This is a genomic window from Vulcanibacillus modesticaldus, from assembly GCF_001730235.1.
GTDB classification, from domain to species: Bacteria; Bacillota; Bacilli; order Tepidibacillales; family Tepidibacillaceae; genus Vulcanibacillus; species Vulcanibacillus modesticaldus.
Genome location: NZ_MIJF01000078.1, coordinates 1 through 16433, shown reverse-complemented (window position 1 = coordinate 16433; position 16433 = coordinate 1). Strand labels below are relative to the sequence as shown.

At 33.3% G+C, this 16433-nt stretch carries 15 protein-coding genes and 1 other annotated feature; of the genes, 2 read left to right on the top strand and 13 right to left on the bottom strand.

Annotation, left to right across the window (positions count from 1 at the left end; translation table 11 throughout):
* Nucleotide 1: 1 nt before the first annotated feature.
* The 11 genes from holA to BHF71_RS10210 form a co-directional block, all read right to left on the bottom strand.
* Complete coding sequence (holA, locus tag BHF71_RS10260) at nucleotides 2–997, bottom strand: DNA polymerase III subunit delta (RefSeq protein WP_069657541.1); 996 nt, start codon at nucleotides 995–997, stop codon at nucleotides 2–4.
* Nucleotides 998–1244: 247 nt separating this feature from the next.
* Nucleotides 1245–1958 (bottom strand): zf-HC2 domain-containing protein, encoded by a 714-nt coding sequence (locus BHF71_RS10255; RefSeq protein ID WP_069657540.1) that lies wholly within the window; start codon nucleotides 1956–1958, stop codon nucleotides 1245–1247.
* A complete protein-coding gene (locus BHF71_RS10250) occupies nucleotides 1951–2493 on the bottom strand; it encodes an RNA polymerase sigma factor (protein ID WP_069657539.1) in 543 nt (180 codons plus the stop codon). Before BHF71_RS10250 ends, BHF71_RS10255 begins: the two co-directional genes overlap by 8 nt.
* A gap of 100 nt (nucleotides 2494–2593) precedes the next feature.
* Complete coding sequence (locus BHF71_RS10245; protein WP_245683860.1) at nucleotides 2594–4945, bottom strand: DNA internalization-related competence protein ComEC/Rec2; 2352 nt, start codon at nucleotides 4943–4945, stop codon at nucleotides 2594–2596.
* A 176-nt stretch (nucleotides 4946–5121) separates the two neighbouring features.
* The gene (locus tag BHF71_RS10240; protein ID WP_069657537.1) at nucleotides 5122–7314 is read right to left on the bottom strand and encodes a TRAP transporter permease; all 2193 of its coding nucleotides are present in this window, start codon (nucleotides 7312–7314) and stop codon (nucleotides 5122–5124) included.
* A gap of 8 nt (nucleotides 7315–7322) precedes the next feature.
* A complete protein-coding gene (locus tag BHF71_RS10235) occupies nucleotides 7323–7850 on the bottom strand; it encodes a DUF1850 domain-containing protein (RefSeq protein ID WP_069657536.1) in 528 nt (175 codons plus the stop codon).
* Between the two features lie 28 nt (nucleotides 7851–7878).
* On the bottom strand, nucleotides 7879–8859 hold the full coding sequence (locus tag BHF71_RS10230; RefSeq protein ID WP_069657535.1) for a TAXI family TRAP transporter solute-binding subunit: 981 nt from the start codon (nucleotides 8857–8859) through the stop codon (nucleotides 7879–7881).
* A gap of 271 nt (nucleotides 8860–9130) precedes the next feature.
* A complete protein-coding gene (gene eam / locus BHF71_RS10225; protein ID WP_218064939.1) occupies nucleotides 9131–10423 on the bottom strand; it encodes a glutamate 2,3-aminomutase in 1293 nt (430 codons plus the stop codon).
* Between the two features lie 254 nt (nucleotides 10424–10677).
* Nucleotides 10678–11136: a deoxycytidylate deaminase gene (locus BHF71_RS10220; protein ID WP_069657534.1), complete on the bottom strand. Its 459-nt coding sequence runs from the start codon at nucleotides 11134–11136 to the stop codon at nucleotides 10678–10680.
* Between the two features lie 112 nt (nucleotides 11137–11248).
* A complete protein-coding gene (locus BHF71_RS10215) occupies nucleotides 11249–11659 on the bottom strand; it encodes a CoA-binding protein (RefSeq protein WP_069657533.1) in 411 nt (136 codons plus the stop codon).
* 126 nt (nucleotides 11660–11785) lie between these two features.
* Nucleotides 11786–12382 (bottom strand): helix-hairpin-helix domain-containing protein, encoded by a 597-nt coding sequence (locus BHF71_RS10210; protein ID WP_069657532.1) that lies wholly within the window; start codon nucleotides 12380–12382, stop codon nucleotides 11786–11788.
* Nucleotides 12383–12426: 44 nt separating this feature from the next.
* On the opposite strand from BHF71_RS10210, the gene BHF71_RS10205 reads away from it, so the two are divergent.
* Complete coding sequence (locus BHF71_RS10205; protein WP_069657531.1) at nucleotides 12427–12681, top strand: DUF2533 family protein; 255 nt, start codon at nucleotides 12427–12429, stop codon at nucleotides 12679–12681.
* Nucleotides 12682–12935: 254 nt separating this feature from the next.
* Here the strand turns inward: BHF71_RS10205 and leuS are convergent, their stop codons facing one another.
* The gene (gene leuS / locus BHF71_RS10200; protein ID WP_069657530.1) at nucleotides 12936–15407 is read right to left on the bottom strand and encodes a leucine--tRNA ligase; all 2472 of its coding nucleotides are present in this window, start codon (nucleotides 15405–15407) and stop codon (nucleotides 12936–12938) included.
* A gap of 68 nt (nucleotides 15408–15475) precedes the next feature.
* Nucleotides 15476–15696 (bottom strand) — a binding site (T-box leader).
* A 174-nt stretch (nucleotides 15697–15870) separates the two neighbouring features.
* On the bottom strand, nucleotides 15871–16161 hold the full coding sequence (locus BHF71_RS10195) for a hypothetical protein (RefSeq protein WP_069657529.1): 291 nt from the start codon (nucleotides 16159–16161) through the stop codon (nucleotides 15871–15873).
* A 96-nt stretch (nucleotides 16162–16257) separates the two neighbouring features.
* Here BHF71_RS10195 and BHF71_RS10190 point away from each other — a divergent pair.
* The coding region (locus tag BHF71_RS10190) for a transposase (protein WP_084024127.1) at nucleotides 16258–16433 on the top strand (176 nt) is incomplete at its 3' end.

Here is a 16433-nt window from a genome sequence, read left to right as displayed (position 1 = left end):
TTTAATTACTCATTAATCCTTTAAGATGAAACATAAACATTTCTAGTGATAATATTTTGTTCTTTTTTCCTGTTTTGATCTCATAATCAATTTCAGCTAATTTTTTTAAAATATCCTTTAGTTGAGCCTCACTAAATTTTGCTGATTGTTTTATAGCTAGTTTAATACTATACGGATGTACACCTAACTGTGTTGCTATTTGTTGTTGTGAATAGCCAATACGATACAATTCCTTAGCATGTAACATGATTCTAAACTGCCTAGCTAATAATGCGATCATTTTTATTGGCTCTTCTTTATTTTTTAGTAAATCATAAAATATTTGAAATGCTTGTTCTAATTCCATATTGGCTATCCGTTCAATTAACGAAAAAATATTTTGTTCCAATACCCGCGAACTTAATTCCTTTACAACTTCGATATCAATTAAACCGTCTTTCCCAACATAAATAGCCATTTTACTTATCTCTTGAGATAGCAATTGTAAGTTATTTCCGATTATATTAATTAACATCTCAGCTGCTTCATCCAATATACTGGTATTATATGTTTTAGCCTTCATTTTAACCCAATCAACTAATTGTGTACCGGATAAGACTGAAAAGGATTCAACATTTCCTAGTTTCTTAATAAGCTTTACTATTTTTCTTCGTTCATCCAATTTTTCACTAGGAACCCAAAATACAATTGTACTATATTCAACAGGTTGTTTTAACAACATCTCTAAGGTATTTGTATTGTGTTCTATCCCTTTAGAGATTTTTTGCCCTGTAAAAAGAAAGGCATTTTTAGCGATTATCAATTTATGGTCGGAACCAAAAGGTAATATTTCTGCTTCTTGAACAATTTCTTCGACTGGTGTAACCATTAAATCATATGTAACAACATTAAATTCCCTTTCATTAGGAGGAATTAATGAATGAATTAATCTATTTATTTCTTCCGCAATTAAATAAGATTCACTTCCATAAAACAAGTGAACTGAAGACTTCTCCATAAAAAAACCCCCTTTATATCACAATTTCCATTATAACATTTAATTATTTAGTCTAATAATCATAATCGAAATCCCTTCTAAATTGTAAAAACCGTGGGAAACCCACGGTTTATTTTCCATACAACTTTGATAGGAAGAAAATATTATCACACTTATGTAAACGCCCAATGAAAAGATCTAGGATCTTCCCATTGGACGGGAAGCAGATGTTGTACTATACTATACGCACTCGACTACATAAGTGTGATTAATTTTCCAGCTTTTCTTCTGTTAAATTGACTAAATCGATAAGATACTCTGTTATCAATTTATTATCTTTAGAATACACCGAATAGACAAGTTGATTGTCGCCCTCAAATCTCCATTTTAACGACAAATCACTTTCCCATTTTTTTGAATTAAAGATAATTTTCCCACCTTTATAGATTACAAGCTGATTGTTTTCATTGACCACACGATAAGGAATAACTACATCACTAGTGATACTTACGGCAGTTTCATCTTCACCGATAACATTATTTTGCTCAGAAAAATTCGTTATTTTCTCTGGCGAAGTTCTAGCATACATTTCACTGCTATCCAATGCAGATTCATAGTTATTATTCTTCAATTTAAAGTCATTATCTTCTAAAAAAGGTGAAAAAGGCAGCATAAAAAAGATTAATACTGCAGCAGCTACTACTCCTGTTATTTTAGACCATTTATTTATCCATTTTGTCTTCTTGTTTTTATCTTTAATCATAATTGTATCATCATTAAACAATTGATCGACAATACTTTCTTGAAGTTTAAGATCAGGTAAACTAGATAAATGATCATCTAGTTTTTTTATTTTCTGTTGATATTCTTGACAATCCAAACAACTAAATAAGTGCTCTTTTAATTGTTTCTGTTCTAATTCATTTAATTCTCCATCTAAATTTTGACTAATTAACATCTTGGCTTCTTGACAATTAATCATCCCTTAACCCTCCCTTCGAGTACTCGCTTTGTAGTTTGTCTCTACCCCGAAAAAGGTATGATTTTACAGTATTTATTGGTAAGTCAAGTATTTGGGCGATTTCTTGATAAGAAAAATCATGGAGATACCTCAAAATCATTACAGCTTTAATCTTTTCTGGAAGAAGCATTATTTGAGTAATTAATTCTTCCATCATTACTTTATTTTCGATCTCTTGCTCGATATTTAATTTGCTAGCTAAAACCATTTCCGAACCTTCAATGGATACAAAATTCTTATTTTTTCTAAATTTGTCCATACAAATATTTGTAACTATCCTTTGTACCCAAGTATTAAATTGGGATTTATCTTGAAAAGTATTTAACTTAGTATAGACTTTAATTAGCGCTTCTTGAGCAACATCCTTGGCATCATGTTCATTTCCCATGAAATAGAACGCTGTTTTATAAATGGGTTTTTCAATACTTTTTAGTAAATCGACTAATGCCTTCTTGTTCCCAGCCTTAGCTAATTGAATCAATTGTTGTTGATTCACATTTCCGACTCCTCTCTAACTTTACTGACGATTCGACTTTACTAATTGTTGCTACTTTAAAATTTATATCCTTTGCCTTTTTTTGTCAGTGAATTACTGGTTAATTTTCGATTGTCCTTTCAATCTTATAACCTTTTGAATCTATCTGAACCGTAATTCCTCCATCTAGGTCAGTTCTCCATACTTTACTATACTTTTCTAATCGAGTAAGTATTTCTTTAGATGGGTGATTATAACGATTGTTTTTTCCTACTGAAATTATGCTGTCTTGGGGCTTAAGCTTTAACAACCACGAATTAGTTGAAGAAGTAATACTTCCATGGTGTCCAACTTTTAAAATATCTACAGGTTCTATAATAAATGTTGTTATTAGCTGTTCCTCCCCTAACTTCTCAATGTCCGCTGAAAACAACAGTTTAGTATTATACATATTTAAAAAGATAGCAAAAGAATGATCATTTTCCTTGTTAGAACTAGGTATGTCTATAGGGGCAAATGTGATTTGGGTATCCTCATTTATCTTAGCTGTTTTTACTCTATCAATATATTCTATTTTAATTTTATTCTCAATCAATTTTGTTAGTAGTTTTTCACCTGAAACAGTTCGAGGAAAGCCCTTTTCAACGACAAAATTATCAATCTCAATGTTGTCAGCTATAAATAAATATCCACCAAGATGATCGATATCTTCATGGGTCAAAATTGCTATATCAATCTTTTTAACCCCTCGGTATTTTAAATAAGGTAGAATAATATTCTTTCCTGTGTTAAACGGATTTTTCCTGAGTTGCCAATTTTCTTTAGGTATTGATAACCTGCCTCCACTATCTATTAAAATATTTTTATTGCCTTTTGCTTGTATTAAAATACTATCACCTTGTCCAACATCAATAAAAGTAATAAATCCTTCATTTTTTGGAAATAACCACCATAGAACTATCATCGCCAAAATCACTAACATTGTTTTCTCAATCTGAAATATGTATTTTTTTAATTTAAATGGTATAAAAGATTCTTTAATTCTTTTCCTCAGCAATAGCCAAGTTAGGTAAATATAGAATACCAATACCCAGAAAAAAGAATGGAAACCTCCATAAAAGTGAAAAAATCTTAAATCGGCTGTAATTTGAATTAAACTGAATAACCAGTCTAGCAACAATGACATTACCTTAGCAAATAAAAGTCCAAGGTAAGGAAAAAATAAGGCAAATAACAATAAAATGATTCCAAAAGGTAAAATTACGATACTAAAAATTGGGACGATTAACAAATTTGTCAACCAAGAAATCGTAGAGTATTGATGGAAATAATAGAATGATAGAGGAAAGGAGGCTAGCTGCGTAATAATAATTAAAGAAACAGATTTTTTTATTCCCTCATTTTTTATATGTAGATTACCGTAAACTATAGGTAGACCCCACAATATATAAAAAGTAATAACAAAAGATAGTTGAAATCCTACATCAAATATCCACATCGGATTATAAAAAGACATTAACATCAAAGCTATTCCAAAACTTTGTAATGCTAGAAATGATCGTTTAAAAATTAAACCATAAAACATTAATATTGCCATAACAGTTGCTCTGACAACAGATGGACTTGCCCCTGTAAAGAACATATATCCGATCAATAAAAAACTGACGATATAGGCTGTATTCTGTTTTGTAATTCTAAGTTTACCAAAAAGCCAAAATAACATTAACGTTAAAATCGAAAGATGAAGTCCCGAGATTGCCAAAAGATGACTTAAACCAAGAATAGAAAAATCATTAAAAAGCTCATTTGCTAAATCATCACGTTCACCCAATAAAATTGACTTCATAAAACCTGCTTGTCTACCACCAAATAAACTATCAATGATGTTTGATAAACGTCTTTTATATCTATCAATACCTGTAAAAAAACCATTTTCAGTTGCTACTTCTATCATAGCGATATCATAAACATTTAATTTCCAGTATATCCCTTTCCTTGCTAGATATTCTCGATAATTAAATTCTCCAGGATTTCTTGAATTTATAACTTTACCCATCACCCCATATAATCGAATACCCATGCCCGTTTCCCAATTCTGAACTTGTATTTGCTCATTCTCCGCTTGAAGAAATAAATTGATTAGTAGTTTTTCTTTAGTATTGATCCGATATTCTTGTCCTTCCAAACTATATGTAATTGGTTTAATAATTAACTTTACTAAATCTCCGTCTAAAGTCGGTTCAGAGTCAATATAACCCCTGATCCCTACGTATTTCCCTTCAAGTTGTTTATCTAATACATTATTAAAAATGGATTGGTGATCAGTTTTATACCAATCCATTCTAACAATCCCTAACAGAAAAATACTAACTATTAGCATAATAAACCAATTTTTTGATTTATGATGATAAAAAATGATTGATAATCCGAATAATAATATTCCAATTACTAAACTAAATAATATTATTACCATGGGTATTAATTCCAATGACCCTATATATAACCCGAGAACAAAAACTACCGCTAAAAGTAATAAGGGGTATTTCATACTAATCTTTCCTTACATTAGATTTTGATTTTAATTCCCTAAAATGAAAGCGACCCTAAGTTTTCTACCTTAAGATCGCTGAAAGAAATTTGTCAAATTTTCTACTGACTTAATGTTACGGTTTCTCGAGTGCTGAACTTTTGATAAATAAAAATTGTTCCTACAACCAATAACCCAAATAAATCAAAAGTCCAATTAGCATAAACAAGCCCTAAACCAGCTGCAAGTAGTAAAATCCTTTCAATAAATGTTAATTTCTTTTCAATAAATCCTATCACCGCAGTGCCAATCCCATACATACCAATAAAAGCTGTAGCAATGGCCAATAAAAGAGATATGATTGAACTATCTGTAGCTATTAAAAGTAACTCCGGTGATAGCACAAATAGATAAGGTACCAAGAAACCACCAATGGCTATCCTAACTGACTCAATTCCAGTCTTAAAAGGATCACTTTTAGCAATTCCAGCCCCTGCGTAAGATGCTAGGGCAACTGGAGGAGTAATATCTGCAATTATTCCAAAATAAAATACAAACATATGAGCTGCAATTACTGGGACTGTACCAAATTCTAACAATGCAGGTGCTGTCATCGTGGCCATGATTACATAGTTTGCTGTCGTAGGTAAGCCCATACCTAAAATAATACTAGCAATCATCGCAAAGAACATCGTCAATAACAACTTATGATTAGCTAATGTTAAGATCGCTCCAGCTATTTTTAATCCTAAGCCGGTTAGAGTGATTACTCCCGAAATAATTCCAGCAGTCGCAACTGCTGCAATGATAGGTAGAGCCGTTCTAGTAGACTCTTCTAAAATCTCAAAAATTACTTTTATATTGATCCTATATTTTAATTTATTATATTTTCCAAGAATAAAGGCAACCACCATTACGAGAAGATTCATTATTACCGCAGTAAAAATTCCCCATAAAGCTGCCCTCATTGCCGATAGACCAAGAGCTAAGATTACAAAGATCATAATAATAGGTATCAGTAAATAACCTTTGGTAATTAACAAATGGGAAACTTTTGGCAATTCTTCTCGAGGTAATCCCATAATATTGAGACGTTTCGATTCATAATGAATTACAAAAAATTGAGCAGTAAAAAACAATAATGCCGGTATGATCGCCGCTTTAATGATTTCATTATAGGGTAGTCCCGTGAATTCAATCATCAAAAAGGCTGCAGACCCCATAATTGGTGGGGTAATCTGTCCACCAGTAGATGAAGCTGCCTCAACCGCTGCAGCAAATTCGGGTTTATATCCTGACCTTTTCATCATTGGAATGGTAAAGGCACCATTCCCTACTGTATTAGCAACCGAACTACCAGTAATCATCCCGGAAAAAACACTGGTTAAAATCCCTACTTTTGCAGTACCACCTGTCATCCATCCAGTCATGGCCACGGCCAAATCTGTAAAATATTCTTCAAGTCCTGTTTTACGTAATATTACACCAAACATCAGGTATAAAAAAATAAAAGTGGCAGAAATAGAAACAGGAATACCGAATATTCCTTCAGTACTAAGAAATGAATGAGAAATTATCCTTTCAATACTAAATCCCCGATGCTCAAATACGCTAAAGGGGATGTAAGGACCTAAATAGGCATAAGCTAACATTATCGCTGCAACAGCAACGATGGGAGTACCTATAACCCTTTTAGTAGCACCTAAAACCACAAGTACACCCGTTGCCGCCACTAAATAATCAATGTCACTATACATTCCAACCCTTGCTATTATCCCTTCATAGGCGAAAAATTGATATAGCCCTGTCGCAAAACCAAAAAAAGAAAGGACCAGATCCGAGAATGGGATACCCAAATAATCTCGATTATAGTACTTTGACAACTGTAGCATAAGAAGGATCAGTAGTGCACCGATCATCGTTAATAATCTTATTTCACCAATTACGAATAAAAATATTGTAATCAGCATAAGTAAACCAGAATAAAACCAACTTCCTAAAGTTACCTTTATTTGATTCTTTTTCGTTCCTGGATAGAGTAAAAAAATAAGTCCCATTGCTATAGCAACATGAAAACCACGTTGCTGATTTGAAGGAAGGGTCCCATATATTGCTGTATATAATTGAAAAAGACTTAACAATACAGCTGCCGCGAAGACGAACCATCTCCAATAAAATGGTAGATTCTTGCGATAATTATATCCAGCGTCCATTTCTTCTAATATATGTTCAGTCGCCTCTTCGGCTTCTACTATATCCTGTTCAGTTTTTTCATCTATTATCTTCTCTAGTATTTCATCTATTTTCTGAGACACTACTTAAATCACCCCTTTACCAAAGCCTTTAACAAAGGTAGCACATAGAATTCAACATATTCACCGCCTGTTACCAATGACAAGAAACGTATCCGTTCTCCGTCTGCAAATACCAGGGTATGGTCTGCAATAACTTGTCCAACCCTTAGTGGCACTTTATCAAAACTCCGATCCTCGTAGAGTATTTTGTAATAACCATCCTCAGGGATGAATTTGGTCTCCTCATTGCGTAGTTTTTCAGGACCAACTGGAAGATTTGCTCCAAAGGAGTCGTAACGCATCTCTTTGAGCGCTAAAGTATTTTTGTCCTTAACAAAAAAAACTTCGAACACAGGTTGAGCAGTTACTGAATGGATATATTCTAAAGTGAATGTTTCATCGATTTTCAGGACTTTTTTAAATACTATTTCACCAGTCTCATATTTTCTAATTTGAAAAACTACATAATTATTAGATAAATATATGGTTATTATTACAAATATCAGGATGATCGAAATAATTATATTGAGATAATGAGCACCGTTTCCGGTGCTCAATTTTTTTATCCTCATTACCGATCACACACTAATCAAGGATACCGATTTCCTTATAGTATTTTTCTGCACCAGGATGGAGTGGTACAGGTGCAATACCTTTAATTGCGTTATCTATACTAATTTGATTACCCCTTGCATGTGCATTAGCGATTTCATCTTTACGCTCATACATGACCTTAGTCATCTGATAAACTAAATCTTCTGGTAGGTCCTTTGATACATATAATACTGCCCATTGTGATACCGTAAATCCGACTTCATCTTGTCCTTTATAAGTTCCAGCCGGAATTTCATATGGTGAAAAAGTAGGATCTAACGCTAATAATTTCTCTAGACCTTTACCTTCGATATTTACAATCGTTATTGGGGTAGAAGTCGTAATATCAATTACATTAGCTGCTGGAACAGCTAAAACAGCAAAAGCAGCGTCAAGTAATCCATCCTTTAACTTACTAGCTGCATCAGAAAAAGTATCCTGGAATTTTTGAATATCCTTATCAGGATCTATTCCATACGCTTTTAAGATGTTTAAAGCTGCTGCTGCAGTACCACTTCCGGCAGGTCCAATCGATACTCTTTTACCCCTTAAATCTTCAATTGTTTTTATTCCACTATCTTTGGGAGCAACTACTTGCATAACTTCAGGATAAATTACACCAACAGCAGCAAATTCCACTTTATTCCCCTCAAAAGGACCTGTTCCATTATGTGCTGCTATTGCAGGACCATTCATTGCCATTGCTAGTTCAGTTTCACCGGAAGCTATTAGGCGAATATTTTCAACTGAAGCTCCTGTTGACTGCACTGTAACATTTAAACCATCAATATATTTGTTCCATGTTTCTGCGATAGCACCACCTAATGGATAATAAGTTCCACCAGTTCCCCCTGTAGCCATTAAATATCTAGTAACTCCTTCATTCTCACTGCTAGTGTTTAAAGAACATCCTACCGATATCACTGAAAATACTAAAAATAGGATGAAAAGTGAGATAAACTTTTTTTTCATCAAACGACCTCCTCATTTATCTTTTTTTTATTTTTAACCCGAAAAAAATCAGGTTAAAAAGCTACAAATTAAGATTTATCACGGAAAAAGTAATTTATCTTAATTTTAACATAATTTATAATTATATGACAATTACTTGTTCATTAATATATTCATAAAATGAACTCTATTAGAACATCAGCTTCCGTCTGCCATTTCTAAAAAAAAAAGCCGACTCTATATAATGTATTGAGTCAGCTCCTTTTTGTTTTAAATATAGTATTAAAATTTATTATTTATCATCGTCAACATTTTCTGGTCCAGAGTTTGGATAATCAAAAACTCTTCCTTCCCAAGTTCTGATCTTAACTTTATCTTTTCCTTGAGAAATTAAGTATTCTGGTAACATTGGAGTCTTACCATAACCCTTTGGTGCATTAATTATATAAGTTGGTATTGCTAGACCTGAAGTATATCCCCTTAAGCTTTCCATTATTTCTAATCCATCCTCTACTTTAACATTAAAGTGAGTTGTACCAGTAACTGGCTTTGAATGGAAGATATAGTATGGACGTACACGAATTTTTAGTAATTCATGGTTAAGTTTCTTCATCACATGTTTATCGTTGTTAATACCATTTAACAGTACAGCCTGATTACCAAGAGGTACCCCTGCTCTTGTAAGTAAATCTGTTGCCTTTGCGGCCTCTTCTGTAACCTCTTGAGGATGATTAAAATGAGTGTTGATATAAATAGGATGATGCTTAGATAAGATTTCACAAAGCTCTGGTGTGATTCTTTGTGGTAAAGTAACTAGTGTTCTTGTACCAAAACGTATAATTTCAACGTGAGGTATAGAACGCAACTCAGTTAAAATCCAATCGATACGCTCATCACTCATCATAAAAGCATCTCCACCAGTTAGAAGCACATCACGTATCTCTTCATGCTGACGAATATAATCAATTGCTTGTTCCAAAGCTTCTTTTGGTGTTCCACTATCAACTTCGCCAATATTTCTCCGACGTTGACAATGTCGGCAATACATACCACATTGATTAGTAACATTGATAATCAGACGATCAGGGTAACGTCTAGTGATATGGGGTACAGGAGAAGTAAATTCTTCACCCATTGGATCATCTTCACCATGTGTATCTAATAGTTCAGCAATTGAAGGAATACTTTGTTTACGAATTGGATCATCAGGGTTATCAGGATCAATTATGCTTAGATAATATGGAGACAATGCCCATCGATAGCGTTTACCTACTTCTGCAATTTCCTCTTTTTCCTTTTCAGTTAGCTTAAATACTTTTTCAAGCTGTTCTACAGTAGTAAAACGATTGCGTAACTGCCACTTCCAATCACCCCAATCTTCTTCCGTAGCACCAAGGACTTCCATTATTCTTTTTTTGCGCTCTTGAATCTTCTCCTTTTGATTAAAACCAGTTGGAATGCTATCCCTAATATCAAGATAATCTTGAATGGTAGCTTTTAGTTCCTCAGCCCTCTCATTGGCTAATTTTCTCTTTTCTTCTTTAGAAAGATTACGTAAATTTGGATCATTGAAATCTTTAATCACTATATTTTCACCGCCTCTTCTTTTTAAAAACCATTTTAATTTGAGCATTGTTATATTATTAGAATATTACTTAAGCAAACGATTCGTACATTTATATCATAAAAAAAAAGATTAACATTTAACTTATTTGGACTGCCAAAAAAATCCTCTACCACCTGTAGCGTAGAGGATTGTCTAATCAAATTATATATTAAAATGACTGTTCCTTCAAGGTATTCTAACTTAATGTTAGATATCTAACCCTTTGTACCAACCTATTCCCTCTTATATTGCCGATATGAAATATTCGCTTCATCAAAAAGTATGCCAACTTTTTCGTGGTCTTTCTCATATAACCGCTCATAAACAACTTCTTTAATTCCACTATTCGCTAACATCTTCGCACAATTATAACATGGTGAATCAGTCAAATAAACAGTTGCACCTTCTCTATCTACTCTGTCAGTAAATAGCATCAAGTTAACTTCAGCATGAATTGTTCTAATACATCTCTCTTTAGTTTCACCATTTTCATTATAATGTTCGATCAAACAACCTTGTTCGTAACAATCGGCAACCCCTGATGGACTACCATTATATCCTGTTCCCATCAGTTTTTTATCCTTTACTAAGATGGCACCTACATGTCTTCTTGGACAAGTTGCCCTCTCAGCAACTGTAAACGCCAATTCCATAAAATACTCGTCCCAACTCTTACGATAGTAGGAACCCATTTATTATCCTCCATCCTATTAATGTTTTCAATCCTAGTAATATTATAGTACAGTTTCCTTAACAAAAACAAAATCATCCCCTCGGATGATTTTATTCAAAGGAAAAATATGATTAAAACAAACGATTATGTTCTATCTTCACACAACGATCCATAACAACCTTTAAACCATTGTCTGATGCCAGCTTAGCTGCTGACTCGTTAACAACTCCAAGTTGGAACCAAATAGATTTAGCACCAATTGCTATCGCTTCTTCAACAATTGGCATCACTTGGTCTGGTTTGCGGAAAACATCAACCATATCGACTTGTCCCTCGATTTCTTTTAGAGAACCCACAGCCTTTATACCTAATACTTCATCAACGGTTGGATTTACCGGAATAATTTCAAATCCCTTATCTAACAAATATTTTGCTACCCTATAGCTATCACGTTCTGATTTGTTAGATAGACCAACAATAGCAATGCGTTTAGATTCCTGAATTAATTCTTTAATTTGATCATCTGTTTTTAAAAGACTCACATTTACCACCCTTTATTAATACGTACTTAGATTTAAACCAAACTCCTTATAGAGTATTTTAATGTAATTGGATAGGGAAATAAAGTATATTTTAAATTGCTAAAATTATACTTTTTTGTTTTATTTCTAATTCAAAGTAATTTCATCTTTTATTTGCGCAAAGATTTTTGCTCCAATTCCTGGAACTTTCATTATCTCCTCGATGGTTTTAAAACTCCCATTTGTATTCCTGTATTCAATAATTGCCTTAGCTTTCGCTTCACCAATGCCGTCTAACATCATTAACTGATTAATATCTGAATTATTTATGGAGATTTTACCCATATTCAAATTAATAGGATTGGATGCAAGCTTTTCTCCTGTCTTAGGGATATAAATTACCATTTCATCACGAACCTTCATTGCCAAATTAACTTGACTAAGGTCTGCTTCTTCAGTAACTCCACCAGCAATCGTAATAACATCTTGAATTCTATCATTTACGTCCACTTGATATACTCCTGGTTTATTAACCTCCCCTTTGATGTCAACAACCACATCCTGTTTTTCTTCATTTACAGTATCTTTTACTTTAATCCCAATCTTTGCTGTTTCTTTTAATGGATCAACCTCTACAAATAATGGAGGTTCTTCTTTTTTTAAAAAAATATATTGAACAATCATAAAAAGTAGTAAAATAAAAATTAATCCAATGGCGATTTTTCTTTTTAGTGTTAAATACATTAAAGGACTCCCTTCGATTAAAACATTTTATTGAGGTGAAAAAAGTGAGTGTACATAATGAAATATCTAAACAAGTTGAAGAAAAAGTTCAGGCAATAAAAAAATATCAACAAATGGATGAACAACGTGAGAGGATAATTTCTCAATTGATTGAAGATTACAAAGCTGGAAAAATGATTAATCTAGCTAAACTTAACAGTTGGACGAAGGAAATGAATCAATTTGCAATTAAACATCAACTTCCAACGAGAAAAGAAGTAACGATTGAAATGTTCAAAAATTTTATAGAAAAATTATAATTCGATACCTTATGATTTTATTTCATAAAGATTTCGACAACTTTCTCGTTTTTCCTTTTTTTAGTTATGAAAAAATAGTAGTGTTTTGTATAAGTGCGACTTTTGAGAGTGAAACGGACAAGGTGAGCACGTTGCAAAATACTACTTTTTACGTATTTGCAAAAATAATAAAGGTAATATTCTTAAAAGATAAGAGGTTGCTAAGATTTTTATCTTAAACAACCTCTTTAGTATTACAATAACTAATATTATTTTTAAACAACTACGATGTTAACCAATTTTCCTGGTACAACGATCACTTTTCTAATTTGTTTACCTTGGGTCCATTCAGATATTTTTTCTAGCCCTAAAACTTTCTCTTCTACTTCTTCTTTGGATAAAGAAGTTGGAATAACGATTTTGCCACGAATCTTACCATTTACTTGGATAACGATCTCTACTTCATCTAACACCAAGTATTCTTCGTTATATGTTGGCCAACTCACATTGTGAATGCTATCCTCGTGTCCCATCATTTGCCACAATTCCTCTGTAATATGTGGTGTCATTGGTGCTAGTAAAATTACAACTTTTTCAATGGCTTCTTTTAATAGAGCTTTGTTACCGTCTGCTGGATAGCTATAAATTTTGTTAACCAATTCCATAATCGCACTGATAGCTGTATTAAAGTTATTTCTTTCATCAATATCTTCAGTTGCCCGTTTAATTGTAACATGAATCATTCTACGAAGTTCTTTCTCTGCTTCGGTTTCCACTTTTAATTCATGGGTTTTAGTGATGGTATCTAAATGTTGCTGTACCATTCTCCATACGCGGTTTAAGAAACGATGACTTCCTTCAACACCTGTATCGGTCCAATCTAAATCCCTATCAGGTGGAGCAGCAAATAGAATGAATAGTCTACCGGTATCAGCCCCATATTTTTCGATAATTTCATTTGGACTTACAACGTTACCCTTTGACTTTGACATTTTTGAACCATCTTTAATAACCATTCCTTGAGTAAGTAAGGATTTAAATGGCTCTTGGTGTGAAATTAGTCCTGCATCATACAATACCTTGGTAAAGAAGCGAGAGTAAAGTAAATGTAGTACAGCGTGCTCAATACCACCAACATACTCATCTACTGGCATCCACTTGTTTACTTCCTTAGAATCAAACGGTTTTGTATCTTCATGTGGGCTTATATATCGGAAATAGTACCATGATGAATCGATAAAGGTATCCATTGTATCTGTTTCTCTACGTGCTGGTTTGCCACATGAAGGACAAGTGGTGTGAACAAAAGATTCCGAAGTTGTTAATGGATTATTCTTACCATCAAACACCACATCTTCTGGTAGAACTACTGGTAGTTGGTCTAATGGTACTGGAACTGTTCCACAATCATCACAATATACGATTGGAATCGGAGTACCCCAATATCTTTGACGAGATATCAACCAATCACGCAAACGATAAGAAACGGTAGGCTTTCCTTTACCATTTTCCTTTAAGTGCTCACTAATTTTCTTAATTGCTTCTCTGTTCTCTAAGCCATTGAAAATATCTGAATTTACTAACATTCCATCACCAGTATAGGCGGTTGTCATCTCATCTAGAGTAGGTTTTTCCTCTGATTTAGGCTGAATAACGATTTTAACAGGAAGATCATACTTTTTAGCGAATAAGAAATCTCGCTCATCATGGGCTGGAACTCCCATTACCGCTCCTGTACCGTAATCCATTAACACATAATTTGCTACCCAAATCGGAATGTTTTCTCCAGTTAGAGGATGTTTGGCATAACTTCCTGTGAAATAACCAACTTTTTCAACATCAGTCGCAGTTCTAGCTATCTCACTTTCTTTCTTTAAGTCTTCAATAAATTGCTTAATTTTCTCCTCATTTTCCTTACCAGCAATTAGATTTGGTACTAATGGATGTTCAGGAGCTACTACCATATATGTAACACCAAACAATGTGTCAGGGCGTGTTGTAAAAACAGGAATCTTAGCATTATCAAGCTCTGGAACGGTAAATACTACTTCTGCTCCCTCACTCTTACCTATCCAGTTCTTTTGCATCATTTTTACTTTATCTGGCCAACCATCTAACTGATCCAAATCTTGAAGTAGTCGTTCTGCATAATCTGTTATCTTTAAGAACCATTGGCTTAACTCTTTTTTAGTTACTTCATTATCACATCGCCAACATTTACCGTCTTCAACCTGTTCATTAGCTAATACAGTATTACAGCTTGAACACCAGTTTACAGCCGCTTCTTTTTTATATGCTAAGCCCCTCTCGTAGAAGAGTAAGAATAACCATTGGGTAAATTTATAATAATCTGGTAAGCAAGTTCCCACATAACGATCCCAATCGTAGGATACCCCTAATCTTTTTTGTTCACTACGGATGCGCTCCATATTCTTTAGTGTCCATTCTCTTGGATTGATTCCTCTTTGAATAGCAGCATTCTCGGCAGGTAAACCAAAGGCATCAGCTCCCATTGGATGAAGAACTTGATAACCTTTCATTTTCTTAAAGCGAGCAATAACATCTCCGATGGTATAAACCCTTACGTGTCCCATATGTAATCCATCACCAGAAGGATAGGGAAATTGCTCTAATGCGTAAAATTTAGGTTTGGAGTCATCTTCATTTGTTTTAAAGGCATTTGTTTCTTCCCAAATCTTTTGCCATTTTTGTTCTACTTCTGCAGGATTATAGATTTTTTCATCCATCTTTGAAACCTCCTAAGTTTAACTAAAATGATGAAATACAATCAAAAAACCTCCCATCCCCAGCATTAGCTAGGGACGAGAGGTTAATAATCTCCCGTGGTACCACCCTAATGATATTTTCATCTGAAAAATACCACTCGAATCTTTAACGCAGATTTACGATAGAAGGTACTTGATTTCCCTTCTATGGTTTAAAGGCGAGTTCACAAGTTATGATTATCGGTTTGCACCAACCACCGACTCTCTACAAATCATTGAACTTGCTACTACTCCTTATCATAACCTTTTGAAATATCGCATTTGATAAATTTATCTATGATTATATTCAATTATGACGCCTAATGTCAATAGGTGTATATCTATTTTTTAAATTCATATATTTTGTAATCATTCTTCAAATATTACCCGACCAGATCTCAAATTACTCAATAAGATAATCACTTTTATAATCACTCTTGTACAATTATTCTCCATCTATTGACAAGCCATATATTCTTATAGGTTGCTTAAATGAATCTTTTTGGAGAAAATACCAGATTCTTTTATCACCTTCTGTATCAATAATTCTTGCTTCTTTATAATTATCACCTTTAATAATTACTTGCTTTATTCTTGGATTATTTATTACACCATACAATATATATTTATTTTCTTCTCTGTTTTCAGAACCTTGCCATGTAAGCCCCTCGTCTGAATATAATTGACTTGTACCAAAGGTATAATAAACTACCAATTCGCCATTATTTTTTTTCATAAAAGCTCCACTTAGTCCTATGTTTGGAGTTAGTATAGTTTTGTGGACACACCTTAGTTAAGTCTAATACAATAATTTTGAGAGGATGTGTCCTATATGAAAAGAAAAGGTGTAGCAAAAAAATATACTGAAGATTTTAAACAAACAATAGTGGAACTCTACAATTCTGGAACTCCAGTAAAAAAATTAAGTAGCGAATATGGTGTATCTGAAGTAACGATATATAAATGGATTAGGTCCTATACCCCTGTAGGTGAAGGAAAGGATTCCTT

Coding starts and splice junctions, on each gene's coding strand:
- holA (WP_069657541.1), bottom strand. CDS start 997: ATGGAGAAGTCTTCAGTTCACTTGTTTTATGGAAGTGAATCTTATTTA.
- BHF71_RS10255 (WP_069657540.1), bottom strand. CDS start 1,958: ATGATTAATTGTCAAGAAGCCAAGATGTTAATTAGTCAAAATTTAGAT.
- BHF71_RS10245 (WP_245683860.1), bottom strand. CDS start 4,945: ATGGTAATAATATTATTTAGTTTAGTAATTGGAATATTATTATTCGGA.
- BHF71_RS10230 (WP_069657535.1), bottom strand. CDS start 8,859: ATGAAAAAAAAGTTTATCTCACTTTTCATCCTATTTTTAGTATTTTCA.
- BHF71_RS10220 (WP_069657534.1), bottom strand. CDS start 11,136: ATGGGTTCCTACTATCGTAAGAGTTGGGACGAGTATTTTATGGAATTG.
- BHF71_RS10210 (WP_069657532.1), bottom strand. CDS start 12,382: ATGTATTTAACACTAAAAAGAAAAATCGCCATTGGATTAATTTTTATT.
- leuS (WP_069657530.1), bottom strand. CDS start 15,407: ATGGATGAAAAAATCTATAATCCTGCAGAAGTAGAACAAAAATGGCAA.
- BHF71_RS10195 (WP_069657529.1), bottom strand. CDS start 16,161: ATGAAAAAAAATAATGGCGAATTGGTAGTTTATTATACCTTTGGTACA.